At 44.6% G+C, this 16,609-nt stretch carries 17 protein-coding genes; 10 read left to right on the top strand and 7 right to left on the bottom strand.

The genetic code is table 11. The features are described 5' to 3' along the window. The first annotated feature begins 127 nt into the window (after nt 1-127). Together yycI and BLS14_RS14920 are read left to right on the top strand one after the other, a co-directional pair. Nucleotides 128-871, top strand: a complete 744-nt coding sequence (gene yycI / locus BLS14_RS14925; protein WP_090809390.1) for a two-component system regulatory protein YycI — start codon at nt 128-130, stop codon at nt 869-871. A 6-nt stretch (nt 872-877) separates the two neighbouring features. After that, nucleotides 878-1,684 (top strand): MBL fold metallo-hydrolase, encoded by an 807-nt coding sequence (locus BLS14_RS14920; protein ID WP_062327768.1) that lies wholly within the window; start codon nt 878-880, stop codon nt 1,682-1,684. On the opposite strand, the gene BLS14_RS14915 is transcribed toward BLS14_RS14920, so the two are convergent. Further along, entirely contained in the window at nt 1,653-1,865 is a 213-nt protein-coding gene (locus BLS14_RS14915) for a hypothetical protein (protein WP_053781978.1), read from the bottom strand. The genes BLS14_RS14920 and BLS14_RS14915 overlap by 32 nt on opposite strands. Before the next feature lie 732 nt (nt 1,866-2,597). Here BLS14_RS14915 and BLS14_RS14910 point away from each other — a divergent pair. From BLS14_RS14910 to BLS14_RS14890, 5 genes are all read left to right on the top strand, one after another. After that, nucleotides 2,598-3,875 carry a S1C family serine protease gene (locus BLS14_RS14910; RefSeq protein WP_072733921.1) on the top strand — a complete coding sequence of 426 codons (1,278 nt, stop codon included), beginning with the start codon at nt 2,598-2,600 and terminating at the stop codon, nt 3,873-3,875. Nucleotides 3,876-4,173: 298 nt separating this feature from the next. Next, nucleotides 4,174-4,695 carry a hypothetical protein gene (locus BLS14_RS33180; protein WP_256336478.1) on the top strand — a complete coding sequence of 174 codons (522 nt, stop codon included), beginning with the start codon at nt 4,174-4,176 and terminating at the stop codon, nt 4,693-4,695. A gap of 323 nt (nt 4,696-5,018) precedes the next feature. After that, nucleotides 5,019-5,186: a CxxH/CxxC protein gene (locus tag BLS14_RS14900; protein ID WP_063870633.1), complete on the top strand. Its 168-nt coding sequence runs from the start codon at nt 5,019-5,021 to the stop codon at nt 5,184-5,186. A 295-nt stretch (nt 5,187-5,481) separates the two neighbouring features. Further along, nucleotides 5,482-5,961, top strand: coding sequence for a 23S rRNA (pseudouridine(1915)-N(3))-methyltransferase RlmH (gene rlmH, locus BLS14_RS14895; protein WP_072733920.1), 480 nt, complete (start codon nt 5,482-5,484; stop codon nt 5,959-5,961). Between the two features lie 415 nt (nt 5,962-6,376). Further along, a complete protein-coding gene (locus BLS14_RS14890; RefSeq protein WP_090952613.1) occupies nt 6,377-6,850 on the top strand; it encodes an Ig-like domain-containing protein in 474 nt (157 codons plus the stop codon). A 341-nt stretch (nt 6,851-7,191) separates the two neighbouring features. On the opposite strand, the gene BLS14_RS14885 is transcribed toward BLS14_RS14890, so the two are convergent. From BLS14_RS14885 to BLS14_RS14865, 5 genes are all read right to left on the bottom strand, one after another. Beyond that, nucleotides 7,192-7,644, bottom strand: coding sequence for an esterase (locus BLS14_RS14885; protein WP_079697008.1), 453 nt, complete (start codon nt 7,642-7,644; stop codon nt 7,192-7,194). Nucleotides 7,645-7,903: 259 nt separating this feature from the next. Next, on the bottom strand, nt 7,904-8,713 hold the full coding sequence (locus BLS14_RS14880; protein WP_090952611.1) for an AAC(3) family N-acetyltransferase: 810 nt from the start codon (nt 8,711-8,713) through the stop codon (nt 7,904-7,906). A gap of 214 nt (nt 8,714-8,927) precedes the next feature. Further along, a complete protein-coding gene (locus tag BLS14_RS14875; protein WP_063565774.1) occupies nt 8,928-10,265 on the bottom strand; it encodes an MFS transporter in 1,338 nt (445 codons plus the stop codon). Between the two features lie 29 nt (nt 10,266-10,294). After that, nucleotides 10,295-11,011, bottom strand: a complete 717-nt coding sequence (deoD, locus tag BLS14_RS14870; protein WP_063565775.1) for a purine-nucleoside phosphorylase — start codon at nt 11,009-11,011, stop codon at nt 10,295-10,297. Between the two features lie 209 nt (nt 11,012-11,220). Next, nucleotides 11,221-11,964: a GntR family transcriptional regulator gene (locus BLS14_RS14865; protein WP_063565776.1), complete on the bottom strand. Its 744-nt coding sequence runs from the start codon at nt 11,962-11,964 to the stop codon at nt 11,221-11,223. 257 nt (nt 11,965-12,221) lie between these two features. On the opposite strand from BLS14_RS14865, the gene BLS14_RS14860 reads away from it, so the two are divergent. Then, nucleotides 12,222-14,345: a 5'-nucleotidase C-terminal domain-containing protein gene (locus tag BLS14_RS14860; protein WP_090952609.1), complete on the top strand. Its 2,124-nt coding sequence runs from the start codon at nt 12,222-12,224 to the stop codon at nt 14,343-14,345. 192 nt (nt 14,346-14,537) lie between these two features. Continuing rightward, complete coding sequence (locus BLS14_RS14855) at nt 14,538-14,876, top strand: hypothetical protein (protein WP_063565778.1); 339 nt, start codon at nt 14,538-14,540, stop codon at nt 14,874-14,876. A gap of 91 nt (nt 14,877-14,967) precedes the next feature. On the opposite strand, the gene BLS14_RS14850 is transcribed toward BLS14_RS14855, so the two are convergent. Next, nucleotides 14,968-15,690 carry a YheC/YheD family protein gene (locus BLS14_RS14850; protein ID WP_090952607.1) on the bottom strand — a complete coding sequence of 241 codons (723 nt, stop codon included), beginning with the start codon at nt 15,688-15,690 and terminating at the stop codon, nt 14,968-14,970. A gap of 225 nt (nt 15,691-15,915) precedes the next feature. On the opposite strand from BLS14_RS14850, the gene BLS14_RS14845 reads away from it, so the two are divergent. After that, complete coding sequence (locus BLS14_RS14845) at nt 15,916-16,449, top strand: YceI family protein (protein ID WP_090952605.1); 534 nt, start codon at nt 15,916-15,918, stop codon at nt 16,447-16,449. Nucleotides 16,450-16,609: the final 160 nt, after the last annotated feature.

Here is a 16,609-nt window from a genome sequence, read left to right as displayed (position 1 = left end):
GGTTTTTTCTGCCCCCCTCGTTATCGTGGAGCTTTATGTTCAAAGTCTATAAAAGACTAAAGTAGCGGTGGCAGGTTGGGCAACTTTAGAAAGTATTTCAAGAAGTCTAATGATGGAGGTGGATGTTTTGGATTGGGGACGGGCGAAAAATGTGTTGATCTATGCCTTCCTGCTGCTCAATCTGGTGCTGGGATACCAGATCTGGATGGATGCGCGGGAGACGGCCGGAGCCAATCTGGACTTCACCTCACTGGCGGATAATACACAACAGGCGATGGAGGAGAAGGGCATTCAGGTGCTGGCTCCTATTCCGAATGAGACGCCGAAGCTGCCGAAGCTGTCGTATGAGTTCATTGAAGATAACAAGACAGGCATTGATGTTGAACTGGAAAACACCGTTGACAGCAAGCTAATCTTCTCGCAAAGCGAGCTGGAGGATGCACTACAGAACGAGATTCCCCAGATCGGTACGTATCGATGGGATCAGCTGATGGCGGAGGATGGGGCATTTGTGCTTCATCCGTTGGTGGATGGCAAATGGCCGCTCTTCAATGTTAGTCTGGAGCTATTCTACAGCGATCAGAAAATTACGGGTTATCGTCAGACTCCGGTGCGGATTACGACAGCGGAGGAAAGCGATCAGCAGGTGCTTCCGGCGTCGAAGGCGCTGGGTACGCTGATCGAGAACTTTTTGCCAAATGATGCGATTGTCAAAGATATTCAGTTGGGCTATTACGGCCAGTTGTTCAATTCAGATATGCAGGTGGCGATGCCGGCATGGCGGTTCGTGCTGGAAAGTGGCGAAGTGTTGTACGTGCAGGGCATCAGTGGGGATGTATTCAGTCCCAAGACAGACAAACCAGGGGAGTAATGCGTTATGGGGATTTATTTTACCGTGTTATCCAGCGGTTCGACAGGGAATGCCACGGTTATACAGCATGGGGGCACATCCCTCATGATTGATGCAGGTCTCAGTGCGAAGCGGCTGGAGGCATTGTTTCTGGAACGGGAGATTTCGGGAACGGAGCTGGACGGGATTCTGGTTACACATGAACATTCCGATCACATTAAAGGACTAGGCGCGATGTCTCGGAAATATAATTTACCAATCTATGCAAATACGAATACGTGGGCAGCACTGGAGAAGTCCGTTGGGGCGATTCCAGAGGAAAACCGGAGGGTGTTTGAGACGGGTGAAAAGCATGATTTTGGCTCCCTGCGCGTGGAATCCTTCGGCATCTCCCATGATGCAGCGGAACCGGTAGGGTACACATTCGATGATGGCAGTGAGAAGCTGTCCGTTGCGACGGATCTCGGATATATGAGCGACAAGGTTCGCGATGCGATCTCGGATTCGGATGTACTTGTGCTGGAGGCGAATCATGATGTCGAATTGCTGCGTATGGGGCGGTATCCATGGAACACCAAGCGCCGCATTCTGAGCGACATTGGGCATTTGTCGAACGAAGCGGCGGGAGCTGCGCTTAGTGAACTGATGAACGGACGCATCAAGCGCACGTATCTGGCACATTTGAGCCGGGATCATAATATGATGGACTTGGCGAAAATGACCGTGCGTGATGCGATGGAGAGCCGTGGTTGCTTTTATCGGGATCATGAGTTCAAGCTCTGTGATACGTATTATGATCGGCCTACGCCATGGGATAGGGTGGGTGAGCCATAAAGCTGTCGAGTTCGGTAGCTTTGCGCTCTACTTCCTCGCGGGTCAGAATGCCTTTGTCGACGAGCAGTTCAATAATCGTGCTTAGGGCAAGGGTGTTGCGGTAATGCTCTTCCTTGAGATCGGCCAGCTTGGCCGCCATATGAACTTCATCCATGGCTGTGAGTGTACGCGTGCGATCCATAATGTGAATCCTCCTTCTATGAAGCTTCGAATTGTCTTTTACTATTATTGTAGTCAGGCTTGATGGAAAACATTCCTCTTTTTGCCGCTATAATTACACGTAAGGGACGTGTATGCTGAACCAGGGGCTGCATTTTGCTTAAGAAGATGAAAAAGTTCACGGGAATAGGCAAAATTGCGCTTAGCCAACTGGATTTTGTGGTGATAGATACTAGGGACCTTTATTGTTAAGCGCGTTATAGCGGAAATTTCCGTTAATCTTCGTAAATATGCAACTTTTTAAGATTTGGCGTGTTTAGTATATAAGGAGCTTTTATAGTAGAGGCTGTTTTGCGCGCAAAAAGGCATGTCGTAGAATGCGAGAGCATTTCTGATAGAGTCACAGACAGAATGGGATATTCGTTCTGTTGTACATAGACGCTTCATTCCGAGTTAATGGGAAAGGTAGCGATATGCAAAACGAGTTTTTATAAAATGCAAAAAAGCATGGAAAACCGTTGGGGTCTTCACGTAACGGAGACGGCAGAAGGAACCTGAAGAAACGGAGTGCTCGCCTTTATGAACAAATTTTTACCTTATTAGAGGGTAATCAATAAAATTTGTGAGTAACAGCGATCGGAAGGTTCGTCTGCCGGCGGAGTGGGCTATGTGAGAACACCATCGTTGGCCATGCCAAAACGATCGGGCGGCAGTCAGGGTCTTGATGCGTGACAACGAAGGGGAGAGGATCACGATGGGATTGTTTGGAGACGATTTTTATTCAACCAAAGTATCAAGACGCGCCGAACCTGAACAGAAAGGTAAACTTCAGATCATTCGCCCTGGAGGCAGGGGCAGGGGACGGGACCGTTGGCAGAATCCACGCAAGTCACGCTCGGGTTTTAGCTCCACGGTCAAGGTAGCCGTGATCAGTTCGGTAATCAGCTCCATCGTGACCGTTACGCTGTTCAGCTTTATTATGCAGCCTGCATCATTACCTCTAGCGAACGCTGCAGGGAACGGCGGAGGCGGTACACAGACAGCGCAGGCGGCTGATCCGTACGACCGGATTATCCAGGCAGCTGCGAAGGTTCGCCCTTCCGTGGTGAGCATCGTGAACCATAAAACGGGCAGCAGCCTGTCGATGGAAGATTCTGCGCTGGGATCAGGGGTCATTTTCAAAAAGGAAGATGGCAAAGCCTACATCATGACCAACCATCACGTCGTGGAGGGTGCGAGTGATCTGGAGATTGTTACGGTGGACGGGGAAACGCATAAAGCGAAGCTGGTGGGCAAAGACCGGGTTAGTGACATTGCGGTATTGTCTGTGCAAGATGATAAGGGCATCGGTCCAGCCGCAGAGCTTGGTGATTCCAGCAAACTTCAGCGCGGTCAAACGGTGCTGGCGATCGGGAATCCGCTCGGTCTGGGCGGTACGCTGACATCCGGTATTGTCAGTTACACAGATCGGATTCTGCCGGTATCCATTAATCAGGACGGTGTGTATGACTGGGAACAAAACGTGATCCAGACGGATGCGGCGATTAACGAAGGCAACAGTGGCGGGGCACTGGCCGATCTGAACGGCAAACTGGTCGGCATCAACACGATGAAGATCTCGGATACAGGCGTTGAAGGCCTCGGCTTTGCGATTCCGATGAACGAAGTGATGAAAACGGTCGATTCCCTGCTGCTGAATGGCAAAGTATCTCGTCCATATCTGGGCGTATATACCGTCGATCTGAGTAATCCATACGCCCCACTGGATGACGAGCAGCGTAAAGACCTGAAGCTCCCATCCCACGTGGACAGTGGTGTGGTTGTGCTGGAAGCGTCCGGTCCGGCATCCGATGCGGGTATGAAGCTGAATGACGTCATTACGGAATTTGATGGGCAAAAAATTACCTCTACGCTTGATCTGCGGAAATATCTGTACGATAAGAAGAAGATCGGCGATACGATTGAAATCACCTTTTACCGGGACGGCAACGCCGAGAAGGTGTCGGTGAAGCTCACGGATAAACCGGAGTAAGAGAATTGCTCTCATGGGCATGGCACAAAGAGATAGGGTAATAAAGGAGAGTCGATCAACTTGTTGATTTGCTCTTTTTTATTGCACTAATCTTGATTTACATATAAACCACATTCATGAGGTTACAGTGGAGATTTTGTCGTTTCCCAATGATAGGTTAGGACCAGAGCCAAAGTCTCTGTTATAAAGGGTTCCAGTTATGGTAAACTGTTGGGAATGTGTTGGTGATGGGCGGCTGTGCGAGTAACATCTGTTTGTCGATCTGTATTCTCAATCTGGAGTGGAAGGGGTTAATTCAATGAAACGGTTGACGAAAACCATGGTGGGGGGAACAAGTCTGGTATCTGCACTGTTTGTTTTGTCCGCATGTACTTCTGAGGTGTCCCCGTCAGGGACTGCTGATGTTAGTGGTTTACAGGAGCAGATTAAAGGTCTGGAGAAGAAGCTTGCGGACCAGAGCGAGAAGAATAGTCAACAGAACAAGAAGATCGCGGATCTGGAGAAAAAGCTGGAGGAGCTGAGCACCACCGTGATTGCGGTGAATGAGCCTGGAGGTAAAGCACCTGTTGGCTCGGGAAACAACGGATCGGCTGGAAAGGGAGATGGGGTGCTGATTACGTTTGCCCAGTATGAAAAGCTGGAGGTTGGCATGGCGGTAGAGGAAGTTATCGATATCCTTGGTGGTGAAGGCGAGGCATTGAGCGAAGCAGAAAATATGGTGGTCTACAATTATAAGGGTACCGGCGGTTCTGGTGCCAATGCGGTTATTGCGTTTCAGGGCGGCAAGTTGCTGACGAAGGCGCAGTCGGGGCTGGAGTAAGATCGATATCCATTGAGGGTAGATTGAATACAATAGGACGATGGCTTTCATATGTGCGGTAATCTGAATAGTAACGAATGAGTGGGATAGATTCGGAATTTGGAGAAGTGTTACTTGGGGATGCCAACGGGGTGTCGAGAAGTGACGCTTTTTTGTTTTTTTTGTGCTGAAATGAGAGGACTGGTGGAAGTTGGACACGATAAATGGGGGCTAGGGGTTTCTTTTCCGCGGCAGGTGTGATAGAACAGAGAAGTGGCTATCCTGTATGGATAAGCGGTTGTGAATCGGGAGCATAGCTGGATACAGAAAGGATGCTTGAACGGATGTACGTTGTATGCAAAGAACACGTGGACATCGCCATCGACATGTTTGTTGATGAGTATGAGGACGCTCCAGATATCGTTGATCTGAAGGAGACGGAATTTGCCGATTGGGACCCGCCTGCGAAGTGCGCCGAGTGCGAACAAAAGGCCGAGTATCTAGTCGTCTAGCGTACTGTGTAGGCATCCGCAGTTGGTGCGTCTGTCATGGATGCACTCGCTCGCCTGCCATCCGGTATGAACATCACAGGTAAGGAGCAAAGAGAGCGTGTCGGAGCGCTCTTTTTGTGTTTTTGGCGTGTTTTGCCTGAAATAGCGTGTCTCATTTATTTAGATAATACGGTAGCCATAATGGGGCTGGATAAGGTGTGTAGAGTTCGTTAGCTTTAAATATTGGAACAAACGATGTGTTGAAGCATCTTACTTATAGATTATCTCGCAGGACGATTAGGAGGAATGAATCTTCATGTTGATTCAGATTATTGGCGTAGGCAAACTGAAGGAAAAATATTTGACGCTGGGCATTCAGGAATATGCCAAGCGGCTCGCCCCGTACATCAAGTTTCAGATGATCGAGGTCGCAGACGAAAAGGCGCCCGACACCCTGAGCGAAGCTGAGGTGCGGGCGGTGAAGGAGCGCGAGGGTGAACGCATCCTCGCGCATGTGAAGAGCGAGGCGCATGTGGTTGCGCTCGCATTGGACGGCCAGCTCTGGAGTTCCGAGGAGCTGGCAACAGAGATCGACAAGCTCGGCACGTATGGGACGAGCCATGTCGTGTTTGTCATCGGAGGAAGCCATGGGCTCTCCGATGAGGTGCTGCGCCGCGCGAAGCAGCGCTTGAGCTTCGGGCGCATGACCCTGCCGCATCAGCTCATGCGGCTGGTGCTGGTGGAGCAGATTTATCGCGCAGTGAAGATTAACCGGAATGAACCGTACCACAAGTAGGACGAAAAATTCTAAGCAGCCACTCGTTCCCAATACTCATTTTTCAGCTTATTATTTTTCACTGTGCCAGTCATAAAGGAACATATTATTTGATGACCCCGAGAAAAGAAATAAATCGAAGAAAAACCATGTTTGGCTTGTTAGCCAAAACACGGTTTTTTTCATTGTTCCACGGAACGCTAATCGGCCGTCACAGTAAAATTCGTCTGAGTTTGGAGATTTGGAAGCCAGACTTATTCACAAACCTACTATATTTTTGCACATATGTCCGGCTATCGTAAGTTTTTTATTAATCATAATTATTATAAAAATGTTTTATTTTGTTATTATATGTAGTATAATTCTTTTTTGCCACTATTCTATTTTCCGAAAATAATTCGGTATAGTTTAGAAAAAAAACTAAGAGGTACAATTTATGAAACATAAAAAGGAATTATCTGTATTACTTTTAGGAGCAGCATTAATTATAGGTGCAAGTAGTGTTTTTGCGAGCGATCCTTCCACTCCTGTTACTGTTTCTAGTGAAACAATTACTTCTAATGGTAGTTATATTGATGAATTTCAAAAAATTCAACCAAGAAAAAACAATTTAGTTATTAGTGATTCTGGAGTTTCAATGAGCAATGGTACATATCTAAATCTCTGGAACCAACCAGCAGCATGGAGTTATTATAGATTCTCTGTTAAAAATACTACAGCGACATCAGTAACTGTTACTATTCAAGAGCATGGTAACAGTAAAAGTCATACTTTAGCTGCTAATTCAAGTAACTCATGGAATGTAGCAGGTGTTCCTGCTGGTGATCATACAATATCTGTAACAACATCTGATGGAAGAAAATTTACAGGGGATGTTGCTGTAACAATATCCAATTCTTTTCCTTTTTAAAGTAAAATAAAAATCAGTATATAAGACAGACCTCTAAAACAGTGTTTTAGAGGTATTTTTTTACTGTGGAATTACTTCAAAAGCATTAAAGATGACACAAATGCTGAAATGTTACTGCATTCATACTTCAAAATGCTAAAGAGTGAGATGAAATCTGGTGACAATCAAAATAATAAGAAATAAAGAAGCCACTCCATTTTTCTGGAGTGGCTTTGTACTCAGCTATTATACGGTGAACGGTATAATAGCGATCGTGATAAAGCAAAGGGTCGAGTTAAAGTTACAGTATTAAATCAGCCCGATGGAGACTGTGAAAGTCTACATTGTAGCCTGCACGGCGGCTATCTTCTACCTAGTGTCTCCCAAATTCCATGGAGCCAGGAATCGAACTCAGCATCTTTGTCGCCCTCGTAAGTATCATAAATATCCACACGTGTCTTTTGCAGTTTTTCCTTAAATTCCTCAAATGTGTGACCTTCAGGAAGGCTTTTTTTAATCCGTAGCAAAATTTTGTTAAGACCTTTAAACAGATCGCCTTTGTTTTTAGCAGGCATTTGTACATCTTCATCCAACTGCTTGAGCTTGAGATATGCGGCTTCGCGCACTTGAAACACTTGATCATTTTTCAAAACATAATGTAGCAACTGTATGGTAGGGACTGTATCCCAGTTTCCCAATTCGTTCACCGCATTCAGTCTGTCTCTCCAGCTTGCCGACCGATTAGCCGCTCGTTTGAGCTCTTCAAAGTTTTCCGGTAGTTCGTTAACTGATCCAATATCATGGTTGTTCGTCAAAGTTCAATCTCCTTAATCATCGCCTTCTCGGCAGAATGATGAATGTTAATCAGGTAAACACCATTATAGCACGAACCTGGCTAAACTACTTCATTAAAGCCGAGGTCGGGTAGACGGGGGAAGCCCCCAGTCTCTCACCGAACAAAAACTGAAAGGCTCCCTTGCAGCAAAGTTTATGATATTCATCCGGATATGCCGATTATTGCCTTCGAGTTTGTTCATCATGATACCGCGCCCTCCACGACAGTCTTTTTCTCTGCTATAGATGCACCCTAGTGCGCTCCATCCATGCTGTTGCCCAATCGATCAACGGTCGTTGTTCCAAGAACCGGACATCAGCGTCTCCAACTTTATGAATCTTCACGTTTTTTTCGGTATCGTAGTGCTGCCCTAATTCAATAAAATCTTCGTCGTTTACGGCTTGGGTCTTGTAAGTGACCCATTCGCGCTTGCCGTTAATCATCATGGCGCTACTTTCCTCGGAGTACTTCTTGCCAGGGAAATTTGCCCTTGTTTCCGCCAAATGCAGCGACGTGTTTTTTTCGTAGCCGACGCCAACCAAAAGCACATGGCCGTTTAACTGGTACAGCTTATCCAACGGGGAGCCATCTCCAAAAATGTTGCTTAAATCATGATTTTCCGTTATATATGACGCATGATTGCCCACCGCTGCTATGGAACGCGCAGGATGGTGTGACCTATGAGCTCCCGGCCACTTGCGAAACATCTCGGCTACGACACCCATACCGATTGCGGGGGTAACCTCCTTATCATAAGCGGGCCAGTGTTCTCTAATGGTAGGCCACCACTCTACGGGCTCCTCCCAATGCACACCTGTAGAAGGGTCGAGATTTTTCCACGTTTGGGATGGCATGATCAGAGTTCCTTTTGCTCCAATGATTTCAAGAAGGGATCGAATGAACGTCTCTGCTCCGCCTACAACAAAACCGAGCTTGCTTAACGAAGTATGAACCATGATGGTTTGTCCCTCCATGAGTCCGCAGCTTTTGAACTTGTGAATGAGGTCTTCTTTGGTTAGGATCGCTCTTGTTTCCTTCATGATCATCATTGGAATCTCCACCTTGTCATTTTAATAAAAAAACAAAAAACAACCCGGCTACAAGTAGCGGGGTTGTCTCTAGCAATGCTAGTGAAGCAGTGCCCTAATATTTCATTATATTGTACCAATCCTGTATCTATGCGGCAATAAATTTTACTTTGTTTCAGGAAGGCTTAGAGTGCTTATGATGGTTTTGAGCATTTTAATCTATGGATACCTTTAATTACTTCGACTCAGTGAGTCGGCCCACAAGCAATCCGTACATCACTAGTGCGAACAAGGTAATAATTGAAAGGATCCATAACACCGTTCCAAAAGATACTACATCCATAAGAGATGCGGTATAGGTGATGCCTATGGAAGCGGATACATTTAATACCAAGTTGTAGAATCCAATGGCTGTTCCTGACTTTTCTGCAGGGATAGAGCGTACACAGGACTCAAGCAAAGGCGCGTACATGAATGCGAATGACCCCGAGAACAGCAGCATGGAGAGAACATATACAGGAATCGAGCCTCCAATAAGGCCGGGTAAAGCCAAGCTGAATACGATTATGCCCATAGCAATGGAAACGGCTTGCTTATTGGTCAATACTTTTGCTATTTTCCCAGACAGCGAACCGACTATTATCGCCGTTACATAGCCTGGTATCAGCAGCAGTGAGATCGTATCGAGCTGAAGATCATACAACTTTTGAAGCAGGAATGGGAAAATAAAGATGTAGCCCAGTTGAACGGAATAAATCACAAAGGCTATGGCAAGTACGGATGCAAACCGTTTATTTTGAAAAAAGGAAATCCCAATGAACGCCTTCTTACTTTTACTGATATAGCCAAGAAAAAGTGCTGCAGTGGCTACGAAACTCATAATAAAGATCCAGTTGAAATCCGTTAAATACATCAACACAGAAGTAGTAATGGCCGATATGAGAATCAGACCGATGAGATCAACATGGCTCTTCCGAGATCGTTCCTTCGGCAAATATTTAAGAATGAAGGGAATTAGGAGTAAGGACAGCAGCGGAATTAAGAATAATGTTGACCAACTTAAATAGGTGGACACGTACCCCCCGGTAATGGAACCGATAACAAGAGAAAGTGAATAGCTGCTTGTGCTGAGACCCAGGAACTTCTTCTGTTCATCTTTGGGCAGGTGTTTCATTACATAGATAACATATAAAGTTTCAGCTGCGGCCAGACCTGCAGTCTGGATCATACGAGCAATAACAATGATTAGATAAGAGTCTTGAAAAATATACCCAATAATCGAACCTATGCAGATTAATATAATCCCTGCAACCAACAGCTTTCTGATACTGATGGAGTCGGCCAAAGAGGCATAGATGACGGCGCCAATCCCAATCACAAGTCCCGCTAATGAAGCTTGTAAGCTAACCATAGTTGCCGAGATTCCCAGATCATCGCCTATTGCTACTGAAACCAACTTGAATGAGTTATCGATGATTAAGGCAAAGACGAAAAAAAGCAGAATGACAGGGACTGCCCTTTTCGCTTGAAAGGGCGGGGTATTTTGCGGTGTATGTTCAGTTATTGTAGCCATTCGCCACATTCCTTTCCGGAATCAGATGATCAAGCAAGTTCCAGTGCAATTTCCATCATTTTAGTAAAAGCGGTCTGTCTCTCTTCCGAGGTCGTGGATTCATGTCTGAAAATATGATCGCTGATCGTCAAAATACACAGGGCGTTAACGCCCGCATGTGCTGCGTTCATATACAGGCCAGCAGATTCCATCTCGGCGCATAGAATTCCCATCTCGCTCCATCTCTTCAGCGCCGTTGGGTCCGCATTATAGAAGATGTCACTGGAGAGCACATTGCCTACATGAACCTTCTGCCCCTGCGCATCGGCTATTTTCTTGGCTTTTTCCAAAAGTTCGAATGATGCCGTAATCGAATAGTGACCCGGAAGGTTGTACTGGTGTCCATAATTGGAATCGGTTGCAGAACCCATCGCGAAAACAATGTCATACAGGTTCAAATGATCTTGAATCGCCCCTGCGGAACCAATACGAATGAGATTCTTCACACCGAATACATGAATCAGCTCCCATGAGTACAGACTCATGCTTGGTGTTCCCATTCCAGTACCCATCACTGATATTTTTCTATCCTTGAAAGTTCCCGTATAGCCCAGCATACCGCGAACATTATTGAACTGGACGACATTTTCCAAATAGTTCTCTGCAATAAACTTTGCTCTTAAGGGATCGCCTGGCAATAGAATCGTCTCTGCGATTTCTACTCCTCCAGGTTGAATATGCGGCGTTTCTTTAGGGGATGTGCTCATTTCAAATCTCCTCTTCTTTATAAATTGGTATAGTTGTATAAAAAGTTGTCTAATTGGTATGAGAATAAAGTACCACACATCGCATTCTCTATCAACTAATTTTTTATGGAATAAATTCCTGCATTCTTTCCTGGTACTCGATCTTGTATGCAAAAGGGCAGTGACCTCTCCTATATGGAGAAGTCACTGCCCTGCAATGATAATAAGTCCTATGGTTTCGAAGCATTAATTACAATCTGGCTAAATTCTTTAGGAATATAATATTTATTGTATACAATAGGGTACTGTTCATTTACATATAGACTTTCCAGCAGCAAATCGCACCCCTCGCCGGCATCCAGTTTATATTTTTGAGATGAGGCATTCATCACGGTGGAATGTCTGACCTCTACCGTTGCAGAGTTAGCCAGCTCATATACCTTGTTCTCAAGCATGTCCAGCAATTGTTCTTCATTCTGGAGATCCAGGTTCAATTCTGTTACGGCCTCAATGGCCATAAAGGTAAATCCGTAAGCCACCGCTTGTCCTTTACTCATATACCAACGTTCAATGGCTACTACAGCTGTGGCTTTTCTTTTCAGAACCTCTTTCGTGTAGTCACTCTCAAGGTCCAGTCTGAACTGGATGTCGACATGATCAATGTCCTCTGTATGGCACTTATAAATAGGATTTCCGATTTTCTCCAGCCCAACATTCCTCTGCACCATTCGAGTTCGGGTAACAAAGTTCCCTTTACCATGAATACTCGTCACCAGACCGTCATCTTGCAATAGAGCTAATGCTTGTCTCAACGTCATTCTGCTTACGTCGAACATTTTGGCAAGTTCAGGTTCAGCAGGCAATTGACTATTGGAGGGGAACACACCACTCATGATCTTTTTGAATAGTTCATCGTATACGGTAAGGTATAGCGGTTTTTTTTCTTTGGGTAGATGTCCCGGCTTTATTTCCATCGGTTCACACACCTATTCTCTTAATTCATCAGTTAGAGCATATTATAGCACACCTGTAATCGTTGAGTTTGGGCGAATCTTATGTCCGAAATTTTGTTTAATCCGGTTCTTACGAAGTAGTGACATATAAAAGTAGGTTCCTTCTCTATCAATCTTTAAAATTTTTTACATCCATTTGATATATTCTACGACTTTTATGAATTGAACTATGGTAAAATATTTCAGGATCTATAATTGGAGAGGGGTTTTGTTAATTCATGTATTGGAAAAAAGTTCTGGGCCAAAGCACAATTCGTGTGGCAACTGCTGCACTACTACTCACCCAACTATTGGGCGCAGCAGGTTCTGTCTCTGCCGCAGGCAAAGATGTAGAAGTACACTTGATTGGTATCAATGACTTCCACGGTCAGTTAGATACCACATCGATCGTTAGTGATAAAAAGGCAGGAACGGCTCCAATTCTAGCAACCTACTTAAAAGAAGCTCAAGCAAAATATGAGCATTCCCTACTCTTCCATAATGGAGACTCTGTGGGTGCATCTGCTCCAGTCTCATCTCTCGATCGTGACGAGCCTACCATGGAATGGATGAATATGATGGGCTTTGATGTAGCTTCTCTAGGCAATCATGAATTCGACCAAGGTGTCGCTGCTTTGAAGGCACAAATCTTTGGTGGCCTTGATCTAAAAGAAGGAAAAGTAACTCATGCTGGTGCAAAATTTGATTACGTCAATGCGAACGTCATTGAAACTGCCACTGGCAAAACATTGATTAAGCCGTATGTTATTAAAGAAGTAGGCGGAGTCAAAATCGGATTCATCGGATTAGTGACGAAATCCACACCTGCCAAAGTATCCCCATCTGGGACAGCTGGTGTGCGTTTCTTAAGCGCAGAAGAAGAAGTTGAAGCCGTTAATAAATATGCAAAAGAATTGCAAGATCAAGGTGTAGAAACGATCATCGTTTTGGCGCATGATCCAGCATCAACCAAAGAAGGTGTAACCACTGGAGAAGCGGCTGATTTAGCAAAAGCTTTGCCAGCAGATTCCCCTGTTGACGTTATCGTTGCAGGTGACAATCATGCCTTGGCTAATGGAGAAGTGAATGGGAAATTGATCGTTCAAGCGTATTCTTATGGTACGGCATTTGAAGATATTAAATTGATGATTGACCCTGCAACTGGGGATGTAACTGAGAAATCAGCTACAGTTACATCGACTTTCCAAGAGGGTGTAAAAGAAGACCCTGAATCTTTAGCTATTATTAAAAAATCATTAGACAAGCATCCTGAGCTGACCAAGCCAGTAGGTACAACGGATGGTTCTGTTACCCGTACAGATGCTTATAGTAACGAAGCCGCTCTGGGCAACCTCATTGCAGATTCAATGCGTGAAGCAGACTTTGGGGATAAGGCAAGTGCTGCTGACTTTGCATTTATGAATCCAGGTGGTATTCGTGCGGATCTGCCAAAAGGCGATGTGACCTTTGCTGATCTTGCTAAAATCCAACCGTTTGGTAATACTCTAGTGAAACTGGAGTTGACTGGCGAACAAATTAAAACGTTGTTGCAGCAACAATGGGGTACCAACGCTGACGGTACACCAAACACCAAAACTCTACAGATCTCTGGCTTGAAATATACTGCAGATTTCAATAAACCAGTGGCGGAACGTGTTACTGGTCTCACTCTTGAAGATGGCTCACCTATTGATCCTGCAAAAACATATACGGCTGTAGTTAACAACTTTATGGCTGCAGGTGGAGATAACTATAAAGTGCTAGTAGATGCTAAATCATCCTTGGCTGGTCCTATCGATCTGGATGTATTCTACCAGTACATTGTAGATACGTATAAAGGCGCTGACATTGTGGCTAAAACGGAAGGACGTATCACGAATCTAGCTGCATCTAAAGAAGAAACAGAAACACCTGCAACAACAGAATTTATTTCCCGTGCTGAATTTGTTAGTGCTCTAGTAGACCTGATGAAACTGAACGAAGTAGCTGCAGCACCTGCATTCAAGGATGTAGCTGCTAACGCTTCATATGCAGATGCAATCGCTGAAGCGACTCACGCTGGATTCATTCAAGGCTACGGTGGTAACTTCAATCCTGATCGTGATATCACTCGTGAAGAAGCAGCTACCATTCTTGCTAAATTGGTGAAAGATCAAGCTTCTGACAAAAATGGGGCTACGATTATTGCAGGTTTTGAAGATGGCAAAACCGTTTCTACCTATGCGGTGAAACCTATGGCAAAACTGATTGACAAAGGTATTCTTAGTGCAGCAGAGAAAAATCTGCTTCAACCTAAACAAGGTCTTTCTACTAACGATGCAAAAGCTTTAATTCAAAAAGCTGTTGCAGCAAAAGCTTCATAATTTAAAAAGAATCTATCATTCTCGAACCACCTGTGTAACAACACAGGTGGTTCTTTTTGTTTTGATGACAACCTTATAAGGCCCCTCAGGCCACCGGACAAACGCACTTTTTGTTCCTTGTCCACATTTATACCTTACCAAAACATTTGAAATGCATTTAATAAAACTATCAATAATAAGGAGGTTTTGATAATGGGAAATAGAAGACCTGGAGGACCAAGAGGTGGTTATGACCCTGTTCAGATCTATAACTCTACTTCGTTTAATGCGTCTGGAAAAGTTGAATATGCATCCATCTTTTGTAGTGACGACAATTATAGTGTTTTGCGTGACGAGACTTGGAGAGCTTCCAGCCGTGGAGTCTGCTTGGTAACTAGAATCACCGCAACGGTTAGAACGCCAAGTGGAAATATTGAAGCCGAGCCGTATACTTCTTCCGGTACCTCTTACAGCCAGTTTGCCATTATACAGGTAGGAGTAAATAAATTCCAAGTGACACGTGTTACAAGTGCCACGAGACGCCTCAAGTAATAACTGAAGCGATCATGATCATCATAAGCATCAAAATTTAACCTAAAGAGACGACTGGCCGTAGAAAAAGGCTGGTCGTCTCTTTTTTGCTTTAATGTTTCTTGTACCATAATATTTTGCGATGCATTGAGGAATCTTTCAAAAGCCGGAAAGGCCGTAGGTCGGGTTTATAATTACCTTCGATGATCCAAATTCGATGTTTCCTGTCGATACCTATATCGAACCCGACTTGTCTAAGCGTAGGGTAATGCTCTCCCAGTCGTTTGGCAGAAGATAGTGCAATGTGTTCCGCTTTGACAAGCAAGCTCGGATCTTCGATTCGAGCTAATTTGAGAGCCTCCAGCACTGGAATGGTGCGGCTAGTCACATTCGTGACTAGATATCCCTGCGCCGCAACTTTAGCGTAGTAGCCGGTAACGTTCCAATTGGCTGAAGAGCCTTTTTTGCGCTGAACAATGATTCGAATGTCGAACGGCTTGTGCCCAATTTGGGCAAGATACAGACGTTTTTGGACAATGTATCCATCACTTTTGTTTCTTTTGTGGAGCCATTGGAATACCTTATCGGTGTCTCTCATGATGACCACATTATTTTCATTTTGAATACGATAGGATTTCCCACCGTTACGTTTGATAAAAATGATATCCCTTCCATAACTTCCGTTGCGAGGTTTCAGTACGACGCTTTGATATTGAAGCAGCATTTTCGTTAAAGTGTCCTTTTTAAGTAACTGTGTTTCTGGTAACCGTCCGGCGAGAGAGGACGCATTGTGGAGAATGCGATACTGCAGCCATTTATCTCTTTTGATTAACATTGGAATCACAGCCTTTTTCCAGACTTCTACGGTAATTCTAATTCAAATTAGGGATCAGCATAAGCGGACATTCGTCTATATTTATGAGAAAAGCTAGAACGTTAAAAGGCTACTGACATCACGTTGTCAGTAGCCTTTTTGTATATTAAGAGCATGCGAATAGCGCAGTGCTTTGGAGATAGGGCGACCTTTCTCATCATATGATTATAGAGGTGGAATTTATTTATGAGCAATGTCAAATGGGAAGTGGATCCGGATCACAGCTCTGTTGAGTTTTCGGTGACGCATTTAATGATTAATAAAATCAAAGGTGTATTCGAGCAGTTCGAAGCGGTTTTAAGTTTTGACCCCAACGATGTAACAACCTTGGGTATTCAGGCTTCCATCGACGCAAATAGTATTACTACTCGCCAGCGGCAACGAGATGAACACCTGAGGAGCGATGAATTCTTTCATACTGCCCAGTATCCAGCGATTACGTTTCAAAGTACCAACTGCGTTCTTACTGGCGAACGGCAATATGAACTTGCAGGCAATTTAACGCTGCATGGCGTAACAAAACCTATTACTTTTCATACCGTTTTTGAAGGGTTTAATAAAGACCCTCGAGGCCGGGAACGTGTGGGATTTCATTCGACTGCCAGTATCGATCGTAATGAATTTGGTTTGAGCTTTAACTCGCCTCTGGAAACGGGTGGAATTGTCGTCGGAAATGAAGTAAGCATCGAGCTTTATATCGAAGCAATTCGAATAGAATAGCATTGTTACATGATATCTGAAGATGCACTCGCCATAATTATGGCGAGTTTTTCGTTGTGTATACCACAGTCCTATTTCTAGTATTTTTTGCCTATACATTAATGCGAATGTGTATACAACTTTTTTACCAAAATATATACAAGTTGTTCGTTTACTGTAT

It is taken from the genome of Paenibacillus sp. OK060 (genome assembly GCF_900101205.1).
Classification (GTDB): domain Bacteria; phylum Bacillota; class Bacilli; order Paenibacillales; family Paenibacillaceae; genus Paenibacillus; species Paenibacillus marchantiae.
This window is presented reverse-complemented; position numbering and strand designations above follow the sequence as displayed.

Coding starts and splice junctions, on each gene's coding strand:
- BLS14_RS14920 (WP_062327768.1), top strand. CDS start 878: ATGGGGATTTATTTTACCGTGTTATCCAGCGGTTCGACAGGGAATGCC.
- BLS14_RS14860 (WP_090952609.1), top strand. CDS start 12,222: ATGTATTGGAAAAAAGTTCTGGGCCAAAGCACAATTCGTGTGGCAACT.
- BLS14_RS14845 (WP_090952605.1), top strand. CDS start 15,916: ATGAGCAATGTCAAATGGGAAGTGGATCCGGATCACAGCTCTGTTGAG.
- BLS14_RS14880 (WP_090952611.1), bottom strand. CDS start 8,713: ATGATGATCATGAAGGAAACAAGAGCGATCCTAACCAAAGAAGACCTC.
- BLS14_RS33180 (WP_256336478.1), top strand. CDS start 4,174: ATGAAACGGTTGACGAAAACCATGGTGGGGGGAACAAGTCTGGTATCT.
- BLS14_RS14915 (WP_053781978.1), bottom strand. CDS start 1,865: ATGGATCGCACGCGTACACTCACAGCCATGGATGAAGTTCATATGGCG.
- BLS14_RS14910 (WP_072733921.1), top strand. CDS start 2,598: ATGGGATTGTTTGGAGACGATTTTTATTCAACCAAAGTATCAAGACGC.
- BLS14_RS14855 (WP_063565778.1), top strand. CDS start 14,538: ATGGGAAATAGAAGACCTGGAGGACCAAGAGGTGGTTATGACCCTGTT.
- deoD (WP_063565775.1), bottom strand. CDS start 11,011: ATGAGCACATCCCCTAAAGAAACGCCGCATATTCAACCTGGAGGAGTA.
- BLS14_RS14865 (WP_063565776.1), bottom strand. CDS start 11,964: ATGGAAATAAAGCCGGGACATCTACCCAAAGAAAAAAAACCGCTATAC.
- BLS14_RS14890 (WP_090952613.1), top strand. CDS start 6,377: ATGAAACATAAAAAGGAATTATCTGTATTACTTTTAGGAGCAGCATTA.
- rlmH (WP_072733920.1), top strand. CDS start 5,482: ATGTTGATTCAGATTATTGGCGTAGGCAAACTGAAGGAAAAATATTTG.
- BLS14_RS14875 (WP_063565774.1), bottom strand. CDS start 10,265: ATGGCTACAATAACTGAACATACACCGCAAAATACCCCGCCCTTTCAA.
- BLS14_RS14900 (WP_063870633.1), top strand. CDS start 5,019: ATGTACGTTGTATGCAAAGAACACGTGGACATCGCCATCGACATGTTT.
- BLS14_RS14850 (WP_090952607.1), bottom strand. CDS start 15,690: ATGTTAATCAAAAGAGATAAATGGCTGCAGTATCGCATTCTCCACAAT.